At 40.6% G+C, this 25,990-nt stretch carries 23 protein-coding genes; 16 read left to right on the forward strand and 7 right to left on the reverse strand.

Annotated elements, in window-relative coordinates; translation table 11 throughout:
* Window positions 1-97: 97 nt before the first annotated feature.
* The 6 genes from E5N72_RS07645 to E5N72_RS07670 are packed head-to-tail and all read left to right on the forward strand — an operon-like array spanning window position 98 to window position 6,657.
* Window positions 98-826 (forward strand): RDD family protein, encoded by a 729-nt coding sequence (locus E5N72_RS07645; protein ID WP_135923920.1) that lies wholly within the window; start codon window positions 98-100, stop codon window positions 824-826.
* Window positions 823-1,773 carry a stage II sporulation protein M gene (locus tag E5N72_RS07650; RefSeq protein WP_135923921.1) on the forward strand — a complete coding sequence of 317 codons (951 nt, stop codon included), beginning with the start codon at window positions 823-825 and terminating at the stop codon, window positions 1,771-1,773. The genes E5N72_RS07645 and E5N72_RS07650 overlap by 4 nt, the downstream gene beginning before the upstream one ends.
* Window positions 1,763-3,223, forward strand: a complete 1,461-nt coding sequence (locus tag E5N72_RS07655) for a hypothetical protein (protein ID WP_135923922.1) — start codon at window positions 1,763-1,765, stop codon at window positions 3,221-3,223. The genes E5N72_RS07650 and E5N72_RS07655 overlap by 11 nt, the downstream gene beginning before the upstream one ends.
* Window positions 3,213-4,361, forward strand: a complete 1,149-nt coding sequence (locus tag E5N72_RS07660; protein ID WP_135923923.1) for a hypothetical protein — start codon at window positions 3,213-3,215, stop codon at window positions 4,359-4,361. Before E5N72_RS07655 ends, E5N72_RS07660 begins: the two co-directional genes overlap by 11 nt.
* The gene (locus E5N72_RS07665; protein WP_135923924.1) at window positions 4,358-5,341 is read left to right on the forward strand and encodes a MoxR family ATPase; all 984 of its coding nucleotides are present in this window, start codon (window positions 4,358-4,360) and stop codon (window positions 5,339-5,341) included. Before E5N72_RS07660 ends, E5N72_RS07665 begins: the two co-directional genes overlap by 4 nt.
* Window positions 5,338-6,657 (forward strand): DUF58 domain-containing protein, encoded by a 1,320-nt coding sequence (locus E5N72_RS07670; protein ID WP_135923925.1) that lies wholly within the window; start codon window positions 5,338-5,340, stop codon window positions 6,655-6,657. Before E5N72_RS07665 ends, E5N72_RS07670 begins: the two co-directional genes overlap by 4 nt.
* Before the next feature lie 78 nt (window positions 6,658-6,735).
* Here E5N72_RS07670 and E5N72_RS07675 read toward each other — a convergent pair whose 3' ends face one another.
* Complete coding sequence (locus E5N72_RS07675; protein WP_135923926.1) at window positions 6,736-7,212, reverse strand: DUF4234 domain-containing protein; 477 nt, start codon at window positions 7,210-7,212, stop codon at window positions 6,736-6,738.
* 375 nt (window positions 7,213-7,587) lie between these two features.
* Here E5N72_RS07675 and E5N72_RS07680 point away from each other — a divergent pair, with 375 nt between their 5' ends.
* A complete protein-coding gene (locus tag E5N72_RS07680) occupies window positions 7,588-7,782 on the forward strand; it encodes a hypothetical protein (RefSeq protein ID WP_135923927.1) in 195 nt (64 codons plus the stop codon).
* On the opposite strand, the gene E5N72_RS07685 is transcribed toward E5N72_RS07680, so the two are convergent.
* Together E5N72_RS07685 and E5N72_RS07690 are read right to left on the reverse strand one after the other, a co-directional pair.
* Window positions 7,779-10,016 (reverse strand): EAL domain-containing protein, encoded by a 2,238-nt coding sequence (locus E5N72_RS07685; protein ID WP_135923928.1) that lies wholly within the window; start codon window positions 10,014-10,016, stop codon window positions 7,779-7,781. The two genes, E5N72_RS07680 and E5N72_RS07685, sit on opposite strands and share 4 nt — an antisense overlap.
* Window positions 10,017-10,069: 53 nt before the next feature.
* Window positions 10,070-12,790, reverse strand: a complete 2,721-nt coding sequence (locus E5N72_RS07690) for an insulinase family protein (RefSeq protein ID WP_135923929.1) — start codon at window positions 12,788-12,790, stop codon at window positions 10,070-10,072.
* Between the two features lie 196 nt (window positions 12,791-12,986).
* Here E5N72_RS07690 and sixA point away from each other — a divergent pair, with 196 nt between their 5' ends.
* The 4 genes from sixA to E5N72_RS07710 are packed head-to-tail and all read left to right on the forward strand — an operon-like array spanning window position 12,987 to window position 15,054.
* Entirely contained in the window at window positions 12,987-13,463 is a 477-nt protein-coding gene (gene sixA / locus E5N72_RS07695; protein WP_135923930.1) for a phosphohistidine phosphatase SixA, read from the forward strand.
* Window positions 13,464-13,512: 49 nt separating this feature from the next.
* On the forward strand, window positions 13,513-13,863 hold the full coding sequence (locus tag E5N72_RS07700; protein ID WP_135923931.1) for a RidA family protein: 351 nt from the start codon (window positions 13,513-13,515) through the stop codon (window positions 13,861-13,863).
* Window positions 13,847-14,317 (forward strand): ASCH domain-containing protein, encoded by a 471-nt coding sequence (locus tag E5N72_RS07705; RefSeq protein WP_168246720.1) that lies wholly within the window; start codon window positions 13,847-13,849, stop codon window positions 14,315-14,317. Before E5N72_RS07700 ends, E5N72_RS07705 begins: the two co-directional genes overlap by 17 nt.
* 2 nt (window positions 14,318-14,319) lie before the next feature.
* Complete coding sequence (locus tag E5N72_RS07710; RefSeq protein ID WP_135923933.1) at window positions 14,320-15,054, forward strand: SDR family oxidoreductase; 735 nt, start codon at window positions 14,320-14,322, stop codon at window positions 15,052-15,054.
* Between the two features lie 3 nt (window positions 15,055-15,057).
* Here E5N72_RS07710 and E5N72_RS07715 read toward each other — a convergent pair whose 3' ends face one another.
* Both E5N72_RS07715 and smrB read right to left on the reverse strand, forming a co-directional pair.
* Window positions 15,058-15,978, reverse strand: a complete 921-nt coding sequence (locus E5N72_RS07715; RefSeq protein ID WP_135923934.1) for an AEC family transporter — start codon at window positions 15,976-15,978, stop codon at window positions 15,058-15,060.
* A gap of 24 nt (window positions 15,979-16,002) precedes the next feature.
* On the reverse strand, window positions 16,003-16,560 hold the full coding sequence (gene smrB / locus E5N72_RS07720; protein ID WP_135923935.1) for an endonuclease SmrB: 558 nt from the start codon (window positions 16,558-16,560) through the stop codon (window positions 16,003-16,005).
* Window positions 16,561-16,661: 101 nt separating this feature from the next.
* On the opposite strand from smrB, the gene prmB reads away from it, so the two are divergent.
* The gene (gene prmB, locus E5N72_RS07725; protein ID WP_135923936.1) at window positions 16,662-17,597 is read left to right on the forward strand and encodes a 50S ribosomal protein L3 N(5)-glutamine methyltransferase; all 936 of its coding nucleotides are present in this window, start codon (window positions 16,662-16,664) and stop codon (window positions 17,595-17,597) included.
* A 65-nt stretch (window positions 17,598-17,662) separates the two neighbouring features.
* Window positions 17,663-18,760, forward strand: a complete 1,098-nt coding sequence (aroC, locus tag E5N72_RS07730; RefSeq protein ID WP_135923937.1) for a chorismate synthase — start codon at window positions 17,663-17,665, stop codon at window positions 18,758-18,760.
* A gap of 68 nt (window positions 18,761-18,828) precedes the next feature.
* Here the strand turns inward: aroC and E5N72_RS07735 are convergent, their stop codons facing one another.
* Window positions 18,829-20,835, reverse strand: a complete 2,007-nt coding sequence (locus tag E5N72_RS07735; protein WP_135923938.1) for a fused MFS/spermidine synthase — start codon at window positions 20,833-20,835, stop codon at window positions 18,829-18,831.
* A 130-nt stretch (window positions 20,836-20,965) separates the two neighbouring features.
* On the opposite strand from E5N72_RS07735, the gene E5N72_RS07740 reads away from it, so the two are divergent.
* A complete protein-coding gene (locus tag E5N72_RS07740; RefSeq protein WP_135923939.1) occupies window positions 20,966-22,966 on the forward strand; it encodes a winged helix-turn-helix domain-containing protein in 2,001 nt (666 codons plus the stop codon).
* Window positions 22,967-22,979: 13 nt separating this feature from the next.
* Here E5N72_RS07740 and E5N72_RS07745 read toward each other — a convergent pair whose 3' ends face one another.
* The gene (locus E5N72_RS07745) at window positions 22,980-23,819 is read right to left on the reverse strand and encodes a LysR family transcriptional regulator (protein ID WP_135923940.1); all 840 of its coding nucleotides are present in this window, start codon (window positions 23,817-23,819) and stop codon (window positions 22,980-22,982) included.
* 101 nt (window positions 23,820-23,920) lie between these two features.
* On the opposite strand from E5N72_RS07745, the gene E5N72_RS07750 reads away from it, so the two are divergent.
* Together E5N72_RS07750 and E5N72_RS07755 are read left to right on the forward strand one after the other, a co-directional pair.
* The gene (locus tag E5N72_RS07750; protein ID WP_135923941.1) at window positions 23,921-24,571 is read left to right on the forward strand and encodes a glutathione S-transferase family protein; all 651 of its coding nucleotides are present in this window, start codon (window positions 23,921-23,923) and stop codon (window positions 24,569-24,571) included.
* A gap of 283 nt (window positions 24,572-24,854) precedes the next feature.
* Window positions 24,855-25,910 carry a GGDEF domain-containing protein gene (locus E5N72_RS07755; RefSeq protein ID WP_168246721.1) on the forward strand — a complete coding sequence of 352 codons (1,056 nt, stop codon included), beginning with the start codon at window positions 24,855-24,857 and terminating at the stop codon, window positions 25,908-25,910.
* Window positions 25,911-25,990: the final 80 nt, after the last annotated feature.

Here is a 25,990-nt window from a genome sequence, read left to right on the forward strand (position 1 = left end):
GAATAAAAGTTTGCTCCTACAAAGGCATTGAAAAAGGGACAGAAAAGCCGCATCATTAAGGGCTTACGAAAACAATAATAATGCTAGTTGTCGATTAATGTTAAACCACGGATTGGAAAACAGAGAATATATAAAACTTCCCGAAGGCGTTGATATCGCCATAACTCCTGCTGGCGTTGTTGCCCGAAGCTACGCTTACCTTATTGATTTTATTATCCGAGGCCTTGTTTTAATTGCTGTGAGCAGCGTTTTGGCATTTTTAGGCGATGCAGGGCAAGGGCTTATTTTAATTGCTTACTTTGTAATTTCTTGGGGGTACAACATTCTTTATGAAATGGAGAATGGCCAAACACCCGGTAAAAAAAGACTTAAAATTCGTGTTGTGCAAGATAATGGCTTACCCGCGAGCTTTTCGCAAATAGTGGTGCGCAACTTATTACGCCCCGCAGATATGTTACCGATAGGCTATTTCTTGGGTCTTGTGGTTATGTTGTTTAACAACCGTTTCAAGCGAATTGGTGATTGGGCTGCTGGAACTATGGTTATTTATGAAGACGAGTTAGAAGCGCGACCAGAGCTGTCGAAAGGCCAAGTGCATGTACCTACAGTAAGTTTAACTACCGAAGAGCAACTTGCAGTGCTGGCTTTTGCTGAGCGTCATGACGAGTTATCTGATGCTAGGCGCCACGAACTAGCGCGCATTCTCGCAGAGTCATTTGCGACAGATGAAAACAATATTGAGTGGCAATTGCTCAGTTATGCGCGCCATTATGCTGGACAAGTCAATGATAATACAGATTACCCACCGCAAGAGGGTAAACCATGAAACAAACTCAATTTGTAAAGTCGAATAGTGAACGCTGGGATGAATTTAAGACTTTGTGTGAACAAAAAAGTACAGAGACTTTACCTATTCACTTTCCTAATTTGTATCGAAAAGTGTGTAATGACTTAGCCATTGCGCAAAGTCGTCAATACAGCTCCGTGTTGATTGAGCAAATCAATAGACTCGTGCAGTTAGGGCAAAAGCGACTTTATTTATCGCGTAGTAATCAATTTTCTGAATTATGGCACGTAGCACGCACAGCATTTCCTCGCGCCCTATATGAAAACCGTTTAATGCTTGGTATTAACTTATTGGCATTTTGGGGATTGGCTCTTATTGCTTTTATTTGGGTGACACTTGACCCTGATGCCGTCTATACATTTTTAGGGCAAGGCACCGTCCTTAATATCGAACAAATGTATAACCCCAGTGGTAGCGTACAATCGGCTGAGCGAGGCGCATCACAAGATCTCATGATGTTCGGGGTCTACATTTACAATAATATTGGTATTGCATTTCAGATGTTTGCAGGCGGTGTGTTGTTCTGTGTAGGCGCTGCCTTTTTCTTATTATTCAATAGCTTTTATTTTGGGGCTATTGCCGCTCATATTGTTAATGTTGGTTTTGAAGGGCCGTTTTTCTCATTTGTTATCACCCATGGCTCGTTTGAGTTAACCGCTATCATCATTGCCTCAGCGGCAGGCTGTCAGATTGGTTACGGGCTTTTAAATCCCGGCCAGTTTACCCGTGCATATGCGATGAAACAGGCTGCTCAAAAAGCACTCCCACTGATTGTTGGGGCGTTTTTAATGTTGGTGATAGCCGCTTTTATTGAAGCATTTTGGTCACCTCGTGATATTGCTAATGAAGTTAAATATTTAGTTGGCAGCGGTTGTTGGACTTATGTCATTTTTCGCTTATATAAGGGTATGCGTTATGGAGCTTAATCACCTAAGCTTTAACCCTCGTAAGCGCAGCGCCTACGAAACCTTTGATTTAGCGGTATTACTGGTTAAGCAACACTTTGTAGCATTGGTAGCTATGTATTTAATAATGGCTGTCCCGGTGTTTTTAATGATTGGCCTGTTGTTTAATTGGGGAATAAGTGCTTTTGTTATCTGGTGGCTCAAGCCTCTATTTGAGCGGCCATTACTGGATTACATGTCAAAAGCGGTGTTTAATCAGCCGCTAAGTATTAGTCGTAGCTTAAGGTCAGTGAAACAGTTAAAAATGACCGACATGGTCGCTCATCTAACGATATATAGGCTTAGCCCAAATCGTGCATTTTTAGCGCCAGTTGAGCAACTAGAACGACTTTCAGGTGAACGAAAAACCAAGCGTAAGCAAGTATTGTTTGCCTCAACGAAGCCTAAGCAAACACTATGGATGCTGTTTTGTGTGCATTTTGAATACATTTTGTTGATGGGGATATCGGCACTGACTATCGCATTAATCCCCCAATCGTTTTCTGCCGAAGAGGCTATGTACCAAATTTTTGAATCTCCAGAGTGGCTAGAGATAGCTTTTAACCTTATCTACATAATTAGTATTTCGTTGGTTGCACCTTTATTTGTTAGTGGTGGATTTCTTGCTTATTTACACCGCCGTGTAGAGCTTGAAGGTTGGGACATTGAGCTGGCATTTAAAAACATTCGTACCCGCCTCGCAGGCTTACTCAGTGCTGTTGGGCTATTTATGCTAACAATGTTTACCCTGCAACCATCAACTAGTTATGCTGAGCAAATCGATAAGCAAGCGATAAAAGAGCAAGTCACCGCACTCTATAATGAGCCTAATGTCATCGAAACAGAAACCACCTGGGTGCCAAATTTAGAGCCTACAGAGAGTTCATCACACAGTGATTGGTCATGGCTTATCGATCTGTTTACAGCGATAGGTAATGGGTTTGGTGTATTAGTTTGGCTGTTAGTTGGATTATTATTGGTTTGGCTCGTTTATTACTTGATTAAAAAACGAGGTTTTTTTGCCAACTTAAGCTTACCTGAGCGCACAAAAGTAACTGAAGAGTCAGTGATCCCAACCTTATTTGCAGAGATTAAAAGTAAAGATTTACCATCAGATTTAATAGCTGCTGCACAGCAATGCTTTGAGCAAGGTGAGCATCGCTTAGCGTTAGCGTATTTGCTTCATCATACCCTGAGTTGGGCTCAGCAGCATCACCAAGTGCGCCTGCACCGCTCGATGACTGAACGCGAATGTAAACGTGCAATTGATGCAAAGGTGCCAAATCAAGGACAAGCGATATTTGCCCGCTTATTTTCTGCATGGGTCGCGGTTGCTTGGGGTCATAAAACCCCTGATATCAATTTTGTAGAGTTAACTGCACAAATTACAGCAATGACAGCAAATACTCAGGAGCAAGCCCATGAAGCTTAAGGTTGTGCTAATTGCTCTATTAGTCTTGTTTACCGTGTTTATCGTTGCCTCACTGGCCTCATTAGATTGGGAAAAAAGAGAAGTTGAAATAGGGTTTCATTCAGATGTTGCCAAAGATAACTTCACCATGGCCCAACGTCTTTTAAAGGCCAATGGAATAAGTTGGATCAAAGATAAACACTTGGCTGAACAAGCACAAAGTGAAGAGCTTGCGATAGATCCAAAAAGCATTTTAATTTTAGATGAAGCCGTACTTGCTGACTCCTATTTGCTTGATACTCAGCTTGCTGACTGGGTCGCTGATGGCGGGCGTTTAATTTATGTATTAAATAGGCAGCGCGAAGAGCTAGCAATCGATAATTCAGTGTTCTTTGGGCAGCTTGGCATCAATGTGCTAAGTCAAGAAGATGTGTTTGAATATGATTTTGCGATGCGCAAAGAGGGAGATAAAAACAGTGTGTTGTCTATTGATGAAAATACTGAGCTCGAACTCGAATTAAGCCGTGCCTTTTACATCGAAAACTGCCCTGGTGTAAGTACAAATACTTCTGAGGGCAAAACCCTAATGTGTGATTTTGCCTTTGGTCAAGGCAGAGTAGTTGTGATGCCATCGTTATTACCTTTTACTAACTATCGTTTGCGCCACCTCGACCATGGCAGTCTATTACTTTGGTTAAGTAAAGGCGCTAAGAGTATTAGCTATGTTCCATACCTGACTTACCCTAATTGGCTTGCAAAGCTTTGGCACTGGAGCTGGCAATTTGTAGTGACTCTAGTGTTATTAATTGTGCTTGCAGTGTGGCATATTACGAGCCGTATTGGCCGAGCATACGCCCCTGATTTTGAAGCTAAAACCAGTTTTAATCAGCATATTCGTGCACTCGCTAATTTTTACTCTGAACACGGCCATGAATCCGTATTATTTGCCGCACTCAAGAAAGACTTTTACAGCAAGGTAGAAGCGCGTGTACCAAACTTTAAAATGCTAAGCGCAGATAAACAGGCGCAGAGTATTGCTAATTTAACCCATTTTGAAAAACAACAGGTAGCGCAGCTATTGGCTAGCAAGTTACCTGACTCAAAAACACAAAGAACAAATTATATAAAACGATTTAAACAGTTAAGGAATGCCTTATGAGCACGGAATTAGACACTAATCGCATGAGCTTAGTTGAGGCAGCTGATGCAGTAAAACAAGTAAAGCATAACATTTCGCGTGTGTTAGTCGGTCAAGATGCCATTGTTGAAGATGTGCTTACCGTTCTTTTTGCAGGTGGCCATGTGCTGCTTGAAGGGGTTCCGGGACTTGGTAAAACATTACTTGTTAGAGCTTTAGCTAAAAGCTTAAGTGTAAATTTCTCACGTGTACAATTTACCCCAGACTTAATGCCTTCGGATGTAGTAGGGCATAGCTTGTATGATATGAAGTCAGGTGAGTTTAATATCAAAAAAGGCCCTGCCTTTACTAATATCTTACTTGCTGATGAAATTAACCGTGCGCCAGCAAAAACGCAATCAGCCTTACTTGAAGTGATGCAAGAACAACAAATCACTATTGATGGCGAATCGTTATTAATAAACTCCCCGTTTATGGTATTAGCCACTCAAAACCCACTAGATCAAGAAGGGACTTACCCATTACCAGAGGCCGAATTAGACCGCTTTATGATGAAAGTAGAGCTTGGTTTTCCTTCTCATGAATCGGAAGTTGAGCTTTTAAAACTGAATACACAAATAGTTTCTAATGAAAGCAAAGTGGAGCAGCTTCCAGCGGTATTAGATGCCAAGCGTATTGCTGAAATTAAACAGCTTTGTGCGGATATTTTAGTAGACGAGCAAATTCTTAATTATGCCGTTGATATAGTTCGTAGCTCACGAACTTGGCAAGGCGTGCTGCACGGTGCAGGGTTACGTGCCTCAATTAATATCATTAAAGCTGCAAAAGTAATGGCATTGATGAATGGCCGTGATTTTGTTACCCCAGATGATGTGAAGCTAGTCACGCCAAATATTTTAAGGCATCGTTTAATTTTATCTGCGGACTTAGAACTGGAAGGTGTTTCGTTTGACGAAGTGATCAGTGCTATTTTAGCCAGTGTTGAAGCGCCACGTTCATGAACCGTATCAAGCTTAGGCCAGCAAAACGTTTAGTTGTGTTAACAGCATTCATTCTGTTGCTTATGCTTGTGTGTGCTATTGCTCAGGTAAATGGCATGCTTTTAACCGCCTTGTTATTGGTGCCAGCTTTAGTTGCAATTGTTGATTGCTTGGCAGCTAAGTCAACGCCTTTACTCGAAGTAAGCGCAGAAACTAACCTAAATATGGCGTTATACAGACGCCAAGATTTAAACGTGTTGATTAAAAATAATGCCAAACATGCTAAGCAATTAGATGTGAGTGTGCATTTAAGCAACGCTATTGAATTGTTAAAGCCAGTGCAAACCCTATTCATTGACGCTACGCAACAGGCAAAGCTGGTCTTTATGATACGCGCCCATAAGCGGGGGGATGCACAAATCAGTGCGATTGAGCTGAGGGTAGGGTCGCCACTAGGCCTTTGGCAAGTAAATTGGTTGGCAACTCAAGCTACTCAGTTAAAGGTTTACCCAGACTTTAGCCGTGTTACCTCGAAACAGCATTTAAACGGGGTCGTGAATAAGCCTATTTCGGGGTTAAAACTCACCAAAAAGCGCGGTGATGGTATTGAATTCCAGCAATTACGCGAATATCGCCAAGGTGACAGCGTCAGGCAGATAGATTGGCAGGCAACAAGTAAACGCCGAAAATTAATTTCGCGAGAGTATCAAGAAGAGCAAAACCAGCATGTAATAGTTATGCTTGATGCCTCAAAAAAAATGGCCATAGAAGCCAATGAAGGCAGCCACTTTGATCATGCTTTAAATGCATTATTACTACTTTCTCACACGGTTTTAAAGCAAGGTGATTGGTTTAGTATGCAGAGCTTTAATCAAAACCTACGCTGGTTACCCGATGTTAAAGGCGCGCAGAATGTATCTCGGGTGATGAATCATTTTTATGATTTATACCCAGATAATAGCAGCAGTGACTATTTGGTAGCTGTAAACCAGTTAATTGCTAAGCGCAGTAAACGCTCTTTAGTGTTATTAGTCACCACCCTAGATGAGCAAAGTATTGACGAGTTAATGCCTGCAATAAAGCTATTGCAAAAACATCACTTAGTGGCACTTATCAATATTAACAATCGTGCCGTGAGTGAAGTGCTTGAAGAGTCTATAGAAAAGTATGAAGATGCAACCAGTTACTGTGCAGCATTAGCACTACTAAATTCACATAAAGCCAATATGGCTAAGCTGAAAAAGCAAGGGGTGATAGCCATAGACTGTAACCCTGAGCAGCTGTTACCGCATGTGCTTAATACCTATTTGAATGTGAAGCACTCAGGGGCGTTGTAATACCCGAATATCAAGCGGCAATAAAAAAGGCATTGAATTCAATGCCTTTTTTATTAATTAACGAAACCTATGAAACGATTACTTTTGATTATCAATGGCCTCATTAATTTTGTATTGGAAATAAATCGCATAAAAGAAAAACGTGAGTATGCCACTTAAATGTACCGGCTCATTGCTGCCTTCATTAATTAACTCTTTGAGTGAAGTACGTAGCGAGAAAATGAATACCAGACCAACAATTAAAGAAATAATAGAAGCAATAGCAGACAAGACTTCAGAAATATCGGTGAATGCCAAAACAAAGTTGATTACGTAAATAGCAACATAGCCATAAATTAAGTTTTGATTTACCTGATGTTTAGCAAGTGCGTTTGCTTTGTTTGCGCGGCTTACTAGCCAGTATAAGGCGTAGATACCTAATGTGATAAGACTCAAAAAGAATACGCCCCAAGCGGAGAAGCGCTCAAAGTTTAAAATAGGTTTATTGCCACTTGTATTTGCTTGAGTTAGCTCTGCTTCAGGTGCTTCATATACATTTGTTGATTCTTCAGACACAACGGATCCTCATTTTTTTGTTAGTTCCTTGATTACACCAATCCGCAATAATACTTAATCATTTTGAGGGATTAAACCTGTCGCTATCTGCGTTAAAAATTTCTGATTTAGAACAACTAAATAACGAAATTTTTGCCTTGCTATCAACGAGGTTTTATTGCCTCAAAATAGACCACTTAATTAAGCAAACTGGTATTAGTTTGTTCCTATATTAGTAAATTGTAATTATTTAGTACACATTAATTGTTGCTTTACCTAGTAAAAATAATAAAAAGTTCGTTGTATAAACACGCGTTATGCAGACTATATAAAGTGTGAAGTTCCAAAAGCTGTGTGAATTATGTACACTGCCGCTGATTTTTAATGAGGTGTTGTGTGCTATTTGTTATTTTAAGCTGTATGTTTGTTTTGGTGATGTATTTAGAGTCGTTGTCTAAAGGGATGCCAGTAAAGCGTTGGATGCTTCTCGGTGGAATGCTTGGCCCAATTGCGTGGTGTTTGTTTAACGTACATTATCGACGTGCCTTTATTCGTCATATCGGCCGCCAATCATGTGGCTGGCGACCTTAGGCTTCTACGCTTCTTAATAAACTTGGCGCAGACTTATCGAGCTGGCTTTTTAAAAATTCTGTAAATTCTGGCTGTGATAACGGTTTAGAATAGAAATAACCTTGTATTGTTTGGCACTTCAATTGCTCTAACATTGTCACTTGGTCAGCTTGTTCAACCCCTTCAGCAACTACATGTAAATCAAGGTTATGGGCAATGGTCACAATCGAGTCGACCATGTTGCGACCACGCTCTGATTGCATATCATCAATAAAGGCTTTATCAACTTTTAAGGTGTTAAGCGGAAATTGCTTTAAATAGGCCAATGATGAGTAACCCGTACCAAAGTCATCCATTGCTAGGTGAATACCACGAGCGCTTAGTGAGCGCATAATTGTTATCGCTTCTTTAGGGTCATCCATTACCGTACCTTCGGTAATTTCAAGTTCTAAGAAATAAGATGGTAGCTCATTTTTTTGTAAAATTACATCAATGCGAGTGGTCAAATCAGGCAAGCTGAATTGTTTCGCTGATAAGTTAACAGCAACTCGGCCGTTAAATAAGCCTTGATCAATCCAGTTTTTTACATCACGACATGCTTTGTTTAATACCACTTCACCGATTTCGATGATTTGCCCGGTTTCTTCTGCAATAGGGATAAATACGCCCGGGCTTATAATGCCTTTTTTCGGAGTAATAAAACGAACCAGTGCTTCCATACCATCTAGTTTGCCAGTGCGAATATTCATTTTCGGCTGATAATAGACTTCAAAATGATCTTCTTTTAAGCCGTAGCGCATCAAGTTTTCGATTTGTAGCCTTTTGACGGCTTGGCGGTTCATCGTGTCGTTGAAAAATAGGTAACTATTCCCTTTTTTCTTGGCATGATACATGGCTGTATCGGCATTCTTAAGCAATAACTCTGGGGTATTACCATCTTCAGGAAATAACACAATACCGACGCTCGATGTGATCACCAGCTCATGGCCTGCCATGTTGAATGGTGTAGCTATCGCCGCTAAAAATAGCTTAGCCATACGGGTGATGGTGTGTATGTCGTTGGTACCCGACATGACCAGTGCAAACTCATCTCCACCTAGGCGATAAAATACGTCTTTTTCGCGGGTAAGTTTATTCAAACGCATCGCAAGCTTAGACAGCAAGCTATCGCCAAGTTGATGACCAAGTGAGTCGTTGATCTTTTTAAAGTTATCTAAATCGAAAACTAACAGGGCATGATGGTTATCTTGCTTAGCGAGCTTCTTTAAATTCGTGAAGAACAGATTTCGATTAGGTAAGCCTGTTGTGCGGTCACGGTTTGATAAATTATGAAGTTGCGATTCGGCTTTTTTTCGTTCAGTTTGATCTGAGAATACAACCACATAATTACAAATTTGATTGTGCTCATTTTTGATTTCATCAATTGAAATTTCAATGGGCAATAGCTGTCGCTTGGCGTTTCTCAGTTTGACTTCTTGTTGCCAATGTTCAGTGGCTTTAACCGTTGCTTTAACTTCATCTACATAACTTTGGTCATAACCATTAAGCATGAAGTCTTTTTTTAGGTATTGCTCGCGGCTGCCACCAAACAAGGTTAAAAAGCTTGGGTTTAAATCGACTAATTTGAAGTTTTTATCGTAAATAGCAATCGCGTCAGTTAATGACTCAACGCATTTAGCAAATAAGTTTAAGCGTGCCTCAGTGGACTTTAGTTGTGAAATATCTCGCACGGTGCCAGTCATGCGTAATGGCTGTAAGTTTGCGTCTTTTTCTATAATTTTTCCGCGGTCTAATACCCAGTGCCAACGGTCAAAATTATCTTTAATACGGTAACTTGCTTCGAAAAAAGCAGTGTGTTCTGCAAAATGTTTTTTTAGTGCTTTTTCTACTTGGTGAACATCATGGGGATGGATAAGGTCACGATTAGGAGGGAAGGCGCTGGTATTATTAGTATTCGCGGTGTATTTGTCGTTAATACGTAGCACTTCGCCTGTTTTTATATTCCAATCCCACAATGTATCTCCGCTTCCCTCTACTGTACTTTTTAGTCGATGTTCTGAGATACGGAGTTGATGGCGAGAGCGTTTTAGCTTGAAAATTATAAATAACAGGTACGGCAATAATAACAACATCACCCCACTTGGTATTAACAGCAAAGTTGTTTGCTCAAGTTCTATGGGGCTTGCAGCGGCGCTAAAAACGCTCGCTATACTTATTGTTAGAAAAGCAGAAATCATTGTTATTATTTTTGTCATTAATGCATTACCCTAATTCGCACCAGTTAATTTAATCCAAGCTGACGAATGAGTCAAAGAGAATGCGAATAAAGGGTGGTTTTTGCTGTCTTTTTAGTCTTAGGTTCGCTTAAAAGTTCTATTCTTGGGCGTTCATCGCTGAATATCTCGCTCACATATTGCTGCATATCGCTCAGACTTAATGCTTCTAGGGCAGTTAAAAGTTGCTGCTGCATGTTAAAATCACTGTCGCGATTACCTATGGCTAGCCATAAACGCTGTGAGCGAAGACGCAAATTTTTGTCTTTTTCTGCGATATGAGTCACTAAGCCTGCTTTTGTATCAAGCCATTGTTGCTCACTGATTTGTGAGATCTGTGTTACATAATTTTCAATAAACTGCTTATGACGTTTTAAAATTTCATCAGCGCTATGTTTAGGGGATTGCACATAAAAAGCGATACCAGCGCGGGTATTGAAAGGTGCGTAACCTGCGCCTACCAAATAACCTAGCTGTTGCTTGGTTCTTAATTCGTTGAAGTAATCTTGATTGATGAGGTGGTTCAACAACATCATTTTTACTTTTTCTTCAGTCGCATCAGTTTGAGCTTGGTAATAAAGAACCATCGCATGGTCATTACAATTTAAACAAAAGCGCTGCTGCGACACATCCGTAATAGTAGAAAGAGGTCTGGTTAAATCAATAATGGTATTGCTGCCAGCGAGGTGCTCAGCGATTTGTTTTTGAAATTTCAATGCATCGCTACGCTGCCAATTACCATGCAAAAAAGACTCTACATGCAATGCTTTGAAAAACTCTTCTCTAAAGCAATTAAATTGATGAAAACTCGTATCTTTTAAAGCTTGTGCAAGCGCATTTGGTTCTGGGTTCCAAGGCATTATCTGTGCACCAAGGATACTAAATAATTCACCTACAGGTTTGTTTTGATTGCTGTTTCGCCAATGCCTAACTAGTTGCTTTTTATATTCTGCAAAGCGTTTTGCGCAGATCTCAACATTAAAGAGTGCTTCAAGTAACTCATTAACCAGCTCTAACTGACTCGATGAAAGGCCTGCAGTATGTAAGGTCAAACCGCCTTGGTGAGAAGTTAAATGATAACTAAGGCCAGCCAGTTCTGCTGGATAAAATTGTTCAGCGACACTGTCCATAAATAGGTCGGCAAACAAACGTGTGAGTGCCATATGCTTAACATCTTTTATCGCAAAGGAAGAGTCCATTGCTAAATAAAAATGCCCTTTTGCAACACGAAAGGTTGCATCTTGCTTAAACCAAAAATCAAAACCTTCTTGTTTTACAAGTAATTCTGGTGTTTTTGTTGGCGCGTCTAAGGGGAGCAACTCAACCTCTTTATTAAGGTAAGGATTCGCGCTTGGTAAGCACATTTTAGGCAGGGGGGTGTTTATTTCGCCGAGTGCTTCTAACCAGCAAGGAGAAATATCCTCAATTTTATAAGGCGTATTGTACCATGCTGTCGTATGCTCAGGTTCGACACCTGGGTGAATTAACACTAAGCGCATATTGTCTGGCGTAAGCCACTGCATAGCAATTTCATGGGCACATTGATTAAAGCCTTCCATAAGGTAGTCACCCTGAACATAGTTAGCTTCATCATAATGCTGCATGTTAATGCTTAAGTTACTTACCCAATCAATTAAGCGTGCTTTTTCTTGATTATCAAAGGCGATTTGCAAGAGGTTCTTTTTATCTTGATAAAGACGCGGCAACTTATCGCAGTTTTGGTTAATTAAGCAGATATATTCAAATACCATTTCGACGATATCTTCATAGTATTCAATACCTTCATCTGTCAACGCCATGCTGATGTTAAAGTCTTTGAAATTACTGCCATTGATACCACCACCTGCAGAAAGCGCGTTGATCCAACCTTGCTCTTTCAAAATTGAATACAGCGACCCTTTGCCTTCATAGCCGAGTAAGTGAGCAATAAAACTCACCGTTTTGTGACGATAAAAGTCATCAATGTTCGGCATTGCAAAACTTATAATTAGCTTTTGCATATGCTTGTGTGGCTCAATATGCAGTACTTTACCTAAGTCTTGTTTGCGATAAAGAGGCTGCTCAATGATCGCCTTACTTTTTTGCTGCCCTTTAATGGCGCTGAAATATTGGCTTACCCAGTCGCTCATTGTGGCAATATCTTCGTTACTGCAAATGACTAAAGTCATCCATTGTGCTTGGTAGTGGCGGTCAAAAAAGGCACGTAATTCATCGCTAATACAACCTTCACGATCTGCAAGTGTTTGTTGGTTACCAACCGAGAACTTAGCAAAAGGGTGAGCAGGATTAACGGTTTCTTTATGGGCTTGGTAAATACGACGGCCATCGTCTTTTATTTTTAATTTAAACTCTGCATCAATCGCATTTCGTTCTTTAGCAGTTTCGTTAGGGCTTAATAGTGGCGCAATAAAAAAGCGACTAAATTGAGCCAGAGCTTCTGAAAATTGTTGGTTATTGATATCAAAGAAAAAGCAAGAATGCTCAGTACCTGTCCATGCGTTGGTACTGCCACCTGATTGTGAAACAAAATTAGAAAACCCGCCTGACTCTGGGTACAGATCGGTACCTAAAAAAAGCATATGTTCTAAAAAGTGAGCGAGCCCTTGTCTATCAAGAGGATCGTCAAAGTGACCAGCGTTTATCGCCATAGAAGCCGCGGATTTTGTTGACTCAAGGTCTTGCACCAAGAGCACTTTTAGACCATTGTCCAGTGTTAGGGGCTGATATGTTCTGTTATCATTGCGGCTGATATTCAAAAGATGCTCCTGAAAGAATGCGTTAACTCGCTAACAACAGATGATAACTTCAGGAAGGCTAAAAATGGCACAGCAATGAAAATCTACCTGAATATCAATAAGCGGATGTTTAATGTATCTAGTGATGATATTCTAATATAGCTAACAATCAAGCAAACTGGCTACTGTTTTATATTCTTTAATCGGTTGATTTTTTATGAAAACAATCTTAATCATGCGCCATGGCGAAGCAACGCCAATGCAAGCAGATGATGCAGCAAGACAACTGACCGAAAATGGTCATCAAGAAGCCAGTAGAATGGGGCAATGGTTAGCAACACATTATAAACCAGATGCTCTGTTGGTGAGTCCTTACATTCGCGCTCAACAAACCGCTACTGATGCAACGCAAAATATTTCGTTACAATTTAATGAAACTTGTAGCGATATTACGCCAGATGGCGTGCCACAAGTTGCTGCTGATTATTTAGAAACCCTCATTGCCATGCACCCTCAGTGTAATACTTGGTTAGTGGTAGCGCACATGCCAATAGTCAGCTATTTAGTTGATCAGTTGAGTCCTGGCCACATGCCTATTTTCAATACTGGCGCAGTCGCCGTAATTGAATATGATGAGCACAATCAGCGCAGTTACTACCATAGTATTCACTCACCAAATAACGTCGAAATATAACAGTGGATTTGCTAAATTAGCGCCACTGTTAATTTTTTAAGTCCTTACTATGACAATTGAACGCTTACAAACGGGTGCGCGTATGAGCCGCATCGTTAAGCATAACGGCACTGTTTACTTGTGTGGCCAAGTGTGTGCTGATGCTGAAAAAGATATCACTGAACAAACTCAAACTATGCTTGATAAAGTTGAAGCCTTACTCATTGAGGCTGGTAGTAGCAAAGAGCATATGTTAAGTGCCACTATTTATCTGAAAAGCATGGAATATTTTGCCGAGATGAACGCTGTTTGGGATGCATGGGTACCACAAGGCCATGCACCTGCTCGCGCTTGTGTTGAGGCAAAAATGGCGCGCGATGCTCTGCTTGTAGAGATTTCTGTTGTTGCAGCTGTTAAGTAACGAGCAGCGAATTGCGCAGTTGATTGCTCGTTTTAATGAGCAATCTGGGCGCGCAGTTGTTCAATTACCAAGTTGGCATTTTTGTGATAATGAGCAAGATGCCAATGACTGCGCATTGCTGGTTTTAAAGGGTGTAAAACAAGCAACAACTCCTTCACTTTATTGGTTTAAAGCCAACAATGAAGCCCTTCCTGAAGTGGGTGATTTAGCCATTTTTACCAATTGGCAGGGGCAGCCCCTCGGCATTATTGAAACTGTCTCTGTAACCATTACCGCATTTAATCAAATAAGCGCAGATTATGCCGCGCTAGAAGGCGAGGGCGACAAAAGCCTTGAATATTGGCAACGCGTACATTGGGACTATTATCAGCGAGAATTAGCTGGCACAGGCTATCAATGTCACCCCGATATGCCTTTAGTGTGTGAACAGTTTAAGTTAATTTTTAAGGAGTGAGCATGAGTTCAAATCCTGTGGTTCTTATCACTGGCGGTGGACGAGGTATTGGTGCCGCGACAGCAAAGCTGTTTGCTAAACATGGCTATGATGTGTGTATTAATTATAAGTCAGATCAAGCAAGTGCAGAGCAGGTAGCCCAACAGCTAAAATCCCTCGGTGTGAATTCGTACTTATTACAAGCTGACATCGCAGATGAGCAGCAAGTAATCGCCATGTTCGCCAAACTCGATGGGCTGGTTGCGCGCTTAGACGTGTTAGTGAATAACGCGGCGATGATGATGCCGCAAATGCCGTTATTAGAGATGGATGCTAAGCGAATCAACGCTATTTTAAGTTGCAATGTCACAGGGGCATTTTTGTGTGCGCGAGAAGCAATTAAGCGCATGGATAAAGGCAGTATTGTGAATGTGTCATCGGGTGCGTCGCGAACCGGCTCGCCAAATGAATATTTAGACTATGCTGCATCTAAAGGAGCACTTGATACCTTCACTATTGGTCTTGCCAAAGAAGTAGCGAGTAAAGGCATTCGAGTTAATGCGGTAAGGCCTGGTCTTATTTATACCGATATGCATCGTGATGGTGGTGAAGCAAACCGCGTCGATCGTTTAAAATCTAAATTGCCGCTGGGGCGTGGTGGAGAAGCTGATGAGGTCGCTTCAGCGATTTACTTTTTGGCAAGTGAGCAAGCATCATTTACAACAGGCAGTTTTATAGATGTTTCAGGTGGTTTATAAAAACTAAAGTAAAATAGTTAACCAAACACTAAAGCTCACTACACTTAACACCGTTGAAAGCACAACGCTACTTGCCAGTGTCGCCTGATGTTGTTTAATTTGATTAGCAATTAAATAAGCGTTTACACCTAAAGGAGAGGCGCTTAAAAGGACAAGTACTTTCAGCAGAGATTGCTCCAAATTAAAAACGTGGCTAGCAAAAAAGTATACAGCACAAGGTAAAACGGCAAGTTTGATGATGGTAGCAATAACGGAGGCCTGCCAGTTGTCTGCAACTTTATAGAACACCAAATTTGCCCCTAACACGAATAACGCACACGCAATGGCGAGTTTAGCAAGTAAGCTCAGGCCATTTGCTAAATCATCAAAAAGTGTAAAACCAAATAGGTTAACAGCAAGGCCACTACTGATACTCAACACGACTGGGTTCAGTAGCATGTTTTTAGCAAATGCTCGCCAAGAGAATGTTTGCTGCGACTTAGCACTGAGCAAAAAGGTGAGGGTAAATAATAATGCGCTGTGAAAAGTGATGATCATAAACACAATGCCGACCATTTGCTGCCCAAGAGCAGCAATAATAATAGGCAGACCTACCAGTACGGTATTTGAGTAACTACTGCCAAGAGCAAATACAGCGTGACGCGATGGTGCAGATTGCGTTGCTATAAAATACCGGTCAATCACATAGCCAAGGGCATAAATAGCTAATACTGGAATATAAAAACTTAAAAAGCCGGCAACAGAAACACTATTTTTTAAATCGGCTTGTGCCATATTCAAAAATAGAAAAGCAGGCACGCTAATGTAAAAGGTAAACTTGCTTAACCCTGCTATATGCTCTTTCGATAAAAACTTGCTACGCGAGCTAATGTAACCACTTAAAACGATAAAAATCAGTGGAAAAATAATCGAAAAAATATGCACATTAGGCCTTATGACAAGAAGACGTTAGCGTCTAAACTCATCACTTTGTGGAAGATTAATTAAAATAAGTACCGCACCTTTACCGCCAAACTCAAGAGGTGCTTGATGCATAGCAATTACATCAGGGTGTTGTACTAAATATTGTGGCACTTTGTGTTTGAGTATGCGCTCACCAATACCATGCACAATACAGGCACAATAGTAGTGCTGTTTTTTACACTCATGAATTAATCCAGCCAGCTCATCTTTGGCTAACTCTTTATTTAAGCCATGTAAATCAAGGGTTAACTCAGGCGGGTAATCTCCACGACGAAGTTGCTTTGCCAAAAAGCTATCATGACCTGGCTTGACATAACTGACAGTGCCATGAGTGTCGATGTCTGGTACATATTCATCAGAAAAGAAAAATTCTGCCTGATGTTGCTTTTTTTGCTGGGAAAATTGCTTCGCTTGTGACACTTTAGGCTTATTGGTGAATCGAATAGTGTCTTGTTTAAAGGCTTTGGCACCACTAATACTCTGACGAAATAAATCAATATCGTCAGGGCTTATGTGATTGTTGGCGTGGGGATCTTTTTTCATGGCGGCAGTCTAAACAAAAAAACGCTAAAAATCGAGTAAAAACCAACTGAAAAGACGGTACAATACGCGTCAGAATAGACTTTGAAAGTTAAGGAACATACATGAACCATTTCCAGATTGAAGATGCAATTTTAGACGAGGCAATTGCAGAACTTTCAACGTTGCACGATTGGTTACGTTGGACAACCAGTCAATTTGCCAGCAGTGGTATTTTCTTTGGGCACGGTACAGATAATGCGTGGGATGAAGCAGTTAGCTTATTATTACCCGCATTAAGTTTGCCTATCGACGCGCCAAAAGAGCTAATGCATGCGCGTTTAACCAGCACCGAGAAAAACCGTTTAGCTGAACTAATTGCAGAGCGTATTAATGATTGTACGCCAGTACCATACCTGACCAACATAGCATGGTTTGCAGGTATGCCGTTTTATGTCGATGAGCGCGTGTTAATTCCACGCTCGCCATTTGCAGAGCTAATTAACAACCGCTTTGCACCTTGGTTAGAAGAGCCAAGCTCAGTAACGCGCATTCTTGATTTATGTACCGGCTCTGCGTGTATCGCCATTGCACTTGCACAAGCATTTGAAGATGCTCAAGTTGATGCGGTTGATATTTCTTATGAAGCGCTCGAAGTTGCTGATATTAATATTAGCGATTACATGCTCAATGACCGCGTACTACCAATTCAATCAGACGTGTTTAGTGGCGTTCCGGGTCAAAAATATGATCTGATCGTAGCAAACCCACCTTATGTTGATGCTGAAGATATGGCTGATTTACCGCGTGAATTCCACCATGAACCAGAACTTGGTTTAGCATCGGGTCATGACGGCCTAGACGTAACGCGTACAATTTTAGCTGAAGCCGCTGAACATCTAACTGATAACGGTTTGTTATTTGTCGAAGTCGGCAACTCTATGGTACATATGGAAGCGTTATATCCAAATGCACCGTTTGAGTGGGTTGAGTTCGAGCAAGGTGGATTAGGTGTGTTTGTGATCAGCAAAGAGCAACTAGTTAAGTATTTTGCTGACTAACGGCAGATTTTAAAAGCCGAGCCTGAGGGCTCGGTATCAGTAGTCATTAGGAATGAGGAAAGTTAATGGCAGGTAATAGCATTGGACAACTATTTAAAGTGTCCACCTTTGGTGAGAGCCACGGCGTTGCATTAGGCGGCGTTGTTGATGGTACACCAGCAGGCCTTGAAATTTGCGAGGCCGACTTACAAATTGATTTAGACCGTCGTAAACCGGGGCAAAGTCGTTATACAACGCAGCGCCGCGAAAGTGACGAAGTTAAAATTCTTTCAGGTGTATTCGAAGGTAAAACCACAGGTACTAGCATTGGTTTACTGATTGAAAACACCGATCAACGTTCAAAAGACTACGGCAAAATCGCTGAGGTGTTTCGTCCAGGTCATGGCGATTATACCTATTGGCATAAATACGGTATCCGTGATTACCGAGGTGGTGGTCGCTCTTCTGCCCGTGAAACGGCTATTCGTGTAGCGGCAGGTGCAATTGCTAAAAAATACTTAAAACAGTTTCATGGTATTGAAATTCGAGCATGTTTGAGCCAACTAGGGCCAATCAAAGCAGAAGACTACAACTGGGATGAAGTAGAAAATAATGCATTTTTCTTTCCAGACACCAGCAAGCTAGAAGCGCTTGATGAGTACATGCGCGACCTAAAAAAACAAGGTGACTCGGTAGGCGCTAAAGTTAAAGTGGTTGCTAAAAATGTGCCTGTAGGCTTAGGTGAGCCAGTATTTGATCGCCTAGATGCAGAGCTTGCACACTCATTAATGAGCATTAATGCAGTAAAAGGCGTTGAGATTGGTGACGGCTTTGATGTGGTTGAGCAAAAAGGCTCTGAACACCGTGATGAGTTAACTCCTGATGGGTTTACATCAAACCACGCGGGTGGTGTACTTGCGGGTATCTCGACAGGGCAAGATATCATTGCCTCTATCGCACTTAAGCCAACCTCAAGCATTACCATACCGGGCAACAGTATTAATACTAGTAACGAAGCGGTAGAGATGATCACCAAAGGACGCCATGATCCCTGTGTAGGCATTCGTGCTATTCCTATTGCTGAGGCGATGATGGCGATTACTTTAATGGATCACTTATTGCGCCAACGTGGTCAAAACCCACATGTAAGCCACGAACATGGACCAATCAAAGGTTCGATTTAAGCGCAGTCTTAAATAAAGTAAAAGCAGTTAATGAGCGCGATGATTATCATCGCGCTTTTTTATGCCTGTTAGAATTTTAATAAAGGGAGTAGGCTGTGTTTGCTATCAGTCCACATTGCCAGCTCGCTATGTGGGTAGCGTTTAATAGGCGACAAATCACTGATAGATACACGATTTAAAAAAGCCTGATTATCAGTTAGCACCACCCAGTCTGAGCCTATGTCTGATGGGCTATGGCCTTGATAGCTAAACTTTAACATTGCCTTATTAAAATATTGGCTATGTGCCTGTAATACAGGCAGTAAGTCGATATGATTATTTGAGATATGCACAATCAATACGCCACTTTCATTGAGCCTTTGCCAATAAAGTGACATTGCTTCTTGGGTTAGCAAATGTGCAGGAATTACATCACTGGTAAATGCATCAATAATTAAGACATCAAATACTTCGTTCGCATTATTTTTTAGCGCAATACGACCATCCCCTAAGCTGACTGTGAGCTTGGCTTCACTGTTTTCTAAATATGAGAAATAACGCTTTGCCATCTCGTACACAGCAGGGTTTAACTCAAAAAAGTGAATACTATCCTGTTGGTCTGCAAACCGAGCTAAAACGCCTGCACCCAAACCAATCACGCCAATGTTTAGTGCGCTGTTTTGCTTTAGTATGGCAAGTGATTTAGCGACACCAGTATGCTGGTGGTAATAACTTTGCTCAAACTGTTGGTTTGGATTTAGTGGCTCTGAGCCATGAATCGTGGTGCCGTCAATTAAGCGCCTTTCTTTTATTGATTGAGTGTTTATATCTTTTACCGCTAAATAGCCATAAAAATTGCGGCTAGTGGCAATGTTATATTGGTTAAAGTTTACCGCTAAAAAACAATAGCATGCTAACCAAATAACTGAGCTGGTTGCGAGAGTGAATTTGAGCTGTTTTGTCTTTGTTCTAGCTTTTAATTGGTAGTAACACACAAAACTAAAAATAACCGCTAATGTAAGTAAATACTCGTCAATCTGGACAAATAGCAATGGGGCAATGAGCGTACTGAAAAGCGAACCTAACACACCGCCAAGGGCGATATAAAAATAAAAAATGGTAAATTGCTCGTTTTCAGGGGCTTTGTTTCTCAGTTCACCATGACAGATCATACCGGCGGTTAATAGAATCAGGCTGTAAATTATAAGCTGGGCTAGGGCATTGAATAAGCTGCCAAAATAAAACATCAGCAGACCTGCAAAAGCCGAAAATATAAACACATATGCCCACACATGACGATGATAATTTGCTTTATTGGCAAACGTATAACTAAAGGTGAGCAAGTAAATTACAAGAGGTAACGACCAAAGTAATGGCATGGGAGGAATATTAGTGCTGATCATATGCGTGGTAGATACCAACATGGCTGAGCTTAAGGCACTTAATAACAGCCATTGACCTTTACCTTTTAATAGCGTGATATGCCTAGTCTGAATAGATGCTCTTGATAAATCGGGTGCTTTTTTTAGTAAAAATATTACAAGAAGTGCTAATAACAAGCAGTAGCTGATGAGTCCAAATAGCCAGTAAGTAGTTTGCTGCTCTAAAGAAAATAGTAATTCATAAACGAGTGGGTAGCTCATTAACGCCAGTAAAGAACCCAAGTTTGAGATGGAATACCAATGGTAAGGCACCTGTGCTGAAGCAGTTTGCACATACCATCTTTGTAAAAGAACGCTGGTAGCGCTCAGTAGAATAAATATTGGACCAATTTCTATAAATAAATTAACAAACACCGCAAGCGTAGGCGGCCAATTTGTGAGATTTGGGGCTGCAAATTCTGTCACAACAATGAGTGTGGCAAAGCTAACTAAAACTATATGGGTGACTACCTGCAACTTAATATGAAAGCGACCCATACCATGCGCATAGAAATAGCCAATAAGTAACATGACTTGATAAAACACTAAACTTGCTGACCAGATAGAAGCACCACCACCAAATTGCGGTAGAAGTTGCTTTGAAAGCATCGGCTGAATTTGAAAAATTAAAAAAGCACTGATGAAAATAGTGAGCGTTGATAAATATTTATACATTGTTTTTATTACCTATTTTGAGATAGCAAAAACAATCCAATAGCCAGAGCAAAGTGACAATGGAGTAACGCTTGAGTTTCTCTTAAGAAAACCTTAATCTTTGATTCGTAAATATTTATTGGAGAAGTAAGTGGCGCGTTATCGAATCGGCAAATTTGCAATTGATGAGAGTCGATGTTTAATTTCATCGCAAGATTATGAGCAAATAGTCGAGCCAAAGGTCATGGATGTATTACATACCCTTTATTTAAATAAAGGTGAAGTTGTAAGCCAAGAAGTAATCTTTGCAAAAGTGTGGCCTAATGCTACCTACAACCCAAGTTCTGTACAGCGTTGTATCGCATTGCTACGAAAAGCACTCCAAGAAGATGCCAAAAATCCGCAGTATATAATTACACACCCTAAGCGCGGTTATAGCCTTGAAAAAGTAACACAGGGGCAAAGCAAAAAACTAAAATCGCAACATCTTGGGTTGCTGTTTGTTTTACTAGTAAGCCTTATCGCTATTGCGTGGCAACTAGTCCCTAAGCAACAAGATAATGCTCACTTTACCCAACTGATGCCACTCACTTCAAGTGAACTAAATGAAGCTAATTTGTCACTTTCACATAGTGGTAAGTACCTTGCTTTTGTTAGAGGTAATAAAGGAAGTCAGCAGATTTGGATTAAAGAGCTTGCGACAGAGCGAGAAGTGAGGCTAACTGAAGATGCTGCAAGCTACTACGCTTTGGGGTGGTCGACCTCCGATAATGCGATTGCGTTTGTGAAAAGTACAGAGCAGAAACAACATCTAAACACGATAAGCATTGATTTATCTAAATTTCAGCCATTAGAACAAGCGACGGTGAGTGTTTTTAATGACACCGTTGTAACCAGTCACCACATCGATTGGCATGCTGATAAGCTCTATTACATAGAAAAAGATAAACTAAACAACGATACTCGACTCGTTTCACTCAACTTAGAGTCTAAACAAAAGGCACATTTACTAGCCGCTACACAGCAAGATTGGTTACTCGTTAATGCGTTATCGAAAGACGGCCGTAAAGTCGCAATGGGGATTGAAGCGGGGCAAAACAAATACCGTATTGATGTACTCGACCTTGCCAGTAAAAAAATACAAACTATTGCTATCATAGAAAACGGTATTCAAGGGTTAAGTTGGCACCCGAACAATCAAGCGCTATTGATAAGTCAACGAAATCAGCTTATTAATCTAGAGCTAGATGGTGAGCTTCAGCTAATTTCATTTAATAATTATCAAATAATTCGTGATGCCCAGTACACACCAGACGCTGAAGCCATTTTGATGGAGTTAGTGAATGTTGATGTAGATATTGTTAGCCAAACACGCGCCACCCCTGACAAATTGACCAAACTCGTTGATACCTCATCAATCGACTTTCTACCCGTGTTTTCGCCAGACTCAACGAAATTTGTTTTTGAGTCACATCGTTTTGGATTAAAACAATTATTTTTATACGATAATGGCAAGCAAACGCGCATTTTTGCTAATCCTGATAACCATGAGTTATTTGGCATTGTTTGGAGCCAGGACGCACGACAGGTGTACACCGCAAGTAAAGATACATTGTTTAAAATTGATTTAAGCAGTGGCACTTATGAAACAATTCCTCACGGCAATCATTCTTTCTATTTGAGAGAAATGTATCACAATCAAGACGCGATTTTAGTTTCGTATCGAGCAGAGGATGGACAGACGTTTCATCCGGCTAAATTCGATTTAACAAGCCTAACTTTGACACCATTCACAGGCTCAGGGAAACGTTTAAGTTGCTATGGCATGGATTTAGATGAGCAAGACCAGATCTATTTTTCAAATAGCAACGAAGTGTTTCGAGTTAATAGCCGTGGAGATATTGAGACTGTTTGGCAAGCTGCTAACAATGACATCATTGGTATATCTGTAAGTAACCAGCAATTAGCGGTCACTATGGAGCATGCTGATACTATTAATTTCCAGCGTATTGATTTGGCAACCGCTGCAACAGAAAGTTGGCAATTAACTCAACCTAAGCAACATATGCTGATCAACAGTGCCCATGATTTAACAGAGTTTTTATACCTTACAGAGCCTAATAGAACTCGTAAGTTAGTAAAACTTCTTTAGCTTGATATGGTCTTTATGCCTTAATTATTTCCACAAGCTGTTTAATTTTTTCATGACTTAGCGGGTTGTGGGCATGATTACCGTAAAGCAGGACGATATCAATGACAGGCAGTATCGGAAGTGAGGTATCGCTGATTTCTTCCACACCTGATTGCATGCTGATTCGCGCCATACTGCCAATTGCCAGTCCCTGTTTAATCAAGCCATGTAACGCTCCCGCTGAGCCACAACAGGCAATAATATTAAAACGGCGTTCGGCCTTTAAAAGGCCTTCAATACTGGCTTGGTGAAACTTACAGTCTCGTTGAAACAAGGCGATAGGAAGTGGGGTTGAATCGTTAATCTCAAAAGCGGGGCTTTTCACCCACACGCCTTGGCTTGATTGTAATAAGTAACCTTCTTCGCTGTCTGGCGAGCGAGTGGCAATCACTAAATCGAGCATACCTTGGTCTAGCTTGGCTCTAAGCTCAGTACTTGGGGCGCAGCTTATTTGTAAATCTAGCGCATTAAACTGTTGATGTAAGGCACCAACAAGCTCTGGTAGTAAAGAGTGGGCATAGTCGTCAGGACAACCTATGCGTACGCGCATATTGCCTGTGCCTGCTTTTAATTGCTTAAACGCTTCATCATGAAGCGCTATCAATTGTTTTGCATAGCTTGCTAGCTGGTGGCCTTGATGAGTTAGCACCAGTTGACGACCTTGCTTTTCAAATAGCGGACTTGCAATGTCTTGTTCAAGCTTTTTCATTTGCATACTTACCGCCGATTGGGTTCTGCAAATCTGTGCTGCAGCGCGGGTAAAACTGCCTGTATCAACAAAGGCACAAAAAGTCCTGAGGGCATCAATATCCATAATGTATCAACTTTACTTATAGGTAGCATAAAAACAATTGGCGAGTAATTCACCAATCGCTGTTTTATAGTGAGCCTAATCTAAACGTTAAAGGAAGCGCAATGCAATTATTTATTGGCAATAAAAATTACTCAACTTGGTCATTAAGAGCGTGGTATTTACTGAGTAAATTCAATATCTCTTTTACGGAGCAACAGTTGGTTTTAGATACGCCTGAGTTTTATGAAGCATTAAAAAGTAAGTTTCCAGTGCAAAAAGTGCCGGCCCTTATTGATGCTGAGTTAATCGTGTGGGATTCACTCGCTATTTGTGAATATATCAATGATGCTTATCTAAATGGTGCAGCTTGGCCTAGTGAAATAGCCCAAAGAGCAAAAGCGCGCAGTCTAGCTGCCGAGATGCATTCTGGTTTTGCTGCACTTCGCAATGAAATGCCGATGAACATTCGCGCTAAAAGGCATGTTGAATTATCAGAGCAAGCTAAAAAAGATATCGCACGTATCGATGAGATTTTTTCGGCTCAGCAGCAGCGTTATCCTAATGCGTGGTTATTTGGCGAGTTTTCTATTGTTGATGCGATGTTTGCACCTGTGGTGTTGCGTTTTAAAACCTATCAGGTGGAGCTGTCGAGTGCAGCACAAGCTTATTGCCAGCATGTGCTAGCTTGCCCTGTGTTGCAAACCTGGATCAATCAAGCATTAAAAGAAACCGATATTGTTGTATGTGATGAGGCAGGAAAAGAGATTTCATAACATAATTACGGAGTATTTCATTAATACTTCGTTTGTCTCTACTTATATTGTGCTGGTTAAAATGTGTTATTTTTATACAAAATAACTAGTTCAATTCTAATCTCTTCCTTCTATAATAGAGTTGTTGCTCTTTAATTCAACACTTCTCATTCTCCCTTTTGTTGTAGGCACATTTATGGGCGTTTATGCTGCAAAGTTATTAAACAAAGATATGACTATTAACCGTTATGCTTGTCAGTTCAAGTCGAAACAGGTTGAGTTGTTGTTTATACAAAGTAAATTGGTGCAAGATAAAAAGCTTGCTCAATTTCTTGCATGTATAATCGCCGTTGTGACTATGCTCGTCACTTTTTTCGATAAGATGATTATTCAGCCAGATTTCTGGCCTGATATTGCTTTGATTGGCAGAACTATCACTGTATTTGTATGCGTTAGCGCTGCTTTTGGTATTAGTTTTGTAAAGTCACCGAAGCAGTTAATAAAGATGGTCATCGCGTTTATGATATTTATGTTTTTGAATATGCAATTTATGGTTATCACCTATGAGCGTCATTATATATTGCATATGTTTTTTGATGTCATTGTATTGATTACATTTTACTTCTCGACTTTGCTCTCCTTGAAACTATCAGCGCTATTAGGTGTGTTTTATAGCTGTTTGGCAATTTCCGTTATTTATTTTAATAAAGATATAAATTTGCATTCTTTTTATGTGGTTATTTTAGCTCACATAGCGGCTAATTTAGCGGGATCGATCATGGCTGCCCATGAACACATTATTCGTCGTGAGCTATTTGTACGTAATACGCAATTAGGTCAATTAGCTCAAGAAATGAAAAAGCAGGCCTTGAAAGATGCGCTTACACAGTTACCTAACCGCAGAGCGTTTGATAATACTTATGAGCATTACCAAAAACTCAGTAAAGAAAATCAATATAAATCAAAACAAGTATGCGTTGTTTTAGCTGATATTGATTACTTTAAACGTGTTAATGACACCCATGGGCACGAAGTTGGCGACGCTGTGCTAGAAAAGTTTTCAACATTCCTTACAAAGTCTTTGAGAGCTTCTGACGATGTTTATCGTTTTGGAGGAGAGGAGTTTGTAATTGTGTTGCCGCTTTGTTCTGTTGAAGATGCGACGATAATTGTCAATAAAATGATTGAAACACTGAATGCTGAGCCGTTACATCTAAATGATATGTCTTTATCAATAAGAGCAAGCTTTGGTTTGACAGTTATGCGTGAGGAGCTTCAAAAGTCTGTTATTGCTCGAGCAGATTCAGCGTTATACGAAGCCAAAGAGGCTGGTCGCAATCAACTGGTCGTCAAAATCTAGCGAGTCTGTCTAAATAAGTTGTTTTAGATTTCACTTTTATTTTTATTTTATACCTAGATAGGTATATTCAGCATGCAAGG

This window comes from Pseudoalteromonas sp. MEBiC 03607, from assembly GCF_004792295.1.
Lineage (GTDB): Bacteria > Pseudomonadota > Gammaproteobacteria > Enterobacterales > Alteromonadaceae > Pseudoalteromonas > Pseudoalteromonas lipolytica_C.

What these genes read in the sequence shown, in the direction of transcription:
- E5N72_RS07645 (WP_135923920.1), top strand. Translation starts at nt 98, where the DNA reads ATGTTAAACCACGGATTGGAAAACAGAGAATATATAAAACTTCCCGAA.
- E5N72_RS07650 (WP_135923921.1), top strand. Translation starts at nt 823, where the DNA reads ATGAAACAAACTCAATTTGTAAAGTCGAATAGTGAACGCTGGGATGAA.
- E5N72_RS07655 (WP_135923922.1), top strand. Translation starts at nt 1,763, where the DNA reads ATGGAGCTTAATCACCTAAGCTTTAACCCTCGTAAGCGCAGCGCCTAC.
- E5N72_RS07660 (WP_135923923.1), top strand. Translation starts at nt 3,213, where the DNA reads ATGAAGCTTAAGGTTGTGCTAATTGCTCTATTAGTCTTGTTTACCGTG.
- E5N72_RS07665 (WP_135923924.1), top strand. Translation starts at nt 4,358, where the DNA reads ATGAGCACGGAATTAGACACTAATCGCATGAGCTTAGTTGAGGCAGCT.
- E5N72_RS07670 (WP_135923925.1), top strand. Translation starts at nt 5,338, where the DNA reads ATGAACCGTATCAAGCTTAGGCCAGCAAAACGTTTAGTTGTGTTAACA.
- E5N72_RS07685 (WP_135923928.1), bottom strand. Translation starts at nt 10,016, where the DNA reads ATGACAAAAATAATAACAATGATTTCTGCTTTTCTAACAATAAGTATA.
- sixA (WP_135923930.1), top strand. Translation starts at nt 12,987, where the DNA reads ATGAAAACAATCTTAATCATGCGCCATGGCGAAGCAACGCCAATGCAA.
- E5N72_RS07700 (WP_135923931.1), top strand. Translation starts at nt 13,513, where the DNA reads ATGACAATTGAACGCTTACAAACGGGTGCGCGTATGAGCCGCATCGTT.
- E5N72_RS07710 (WP_135923933.1), top strand. Translation starts at nt 14,320, where the DNA reads ATGAGTTCAAATCCTGTGGTTCTTATCACTGGCGGTGGACGAGGTATT.
- smrB (WP_135923935.1), bottom strand. Translation starts at nt 16,560, where the DNA reads ATGAAAAAAGATCCCCACGCCAACAATCACATAAGCCCTGACGATATT.
- prmB (WP_135923936.1), top strand. Translation starts at nt 16,662, where the DNA reads ATGAACCATTTCCAGATTGAAGATGCAATTTTAGACGAGGCAATTGCA.
- aroC (WP_135923937.1), top strand. Translation starts at nt 17,663, where the DNA reads ATGGCAGGTAATAGCATTGGACAACTATTTAAAGTGTCCACCTTTGGT.
- E5N72_RS07735 (WP_135923938.1), bottom strand. Translation starts at nt 20,835, where the DNA reads ATGTATAAATATTTATCAACGCTCACTATTTTCATCAGTGCTTTTTTA.
- E5N72_RS07745 (WP_135923940.1), bottom strand. Translation starts at nt 23,819, where the DNA reads ATGGATATTGATGCCCTCAGGACTTTTTGTGCCTTTGTTGATACAGGC.
- E5N72_RS07750 (WP_135923941.1), top strand. Translation starts at nt 23,921, where the DNA reads ATGCAATTATTTATTGGCAATAAAAATTACTCAACTTGGTCATTAAGA.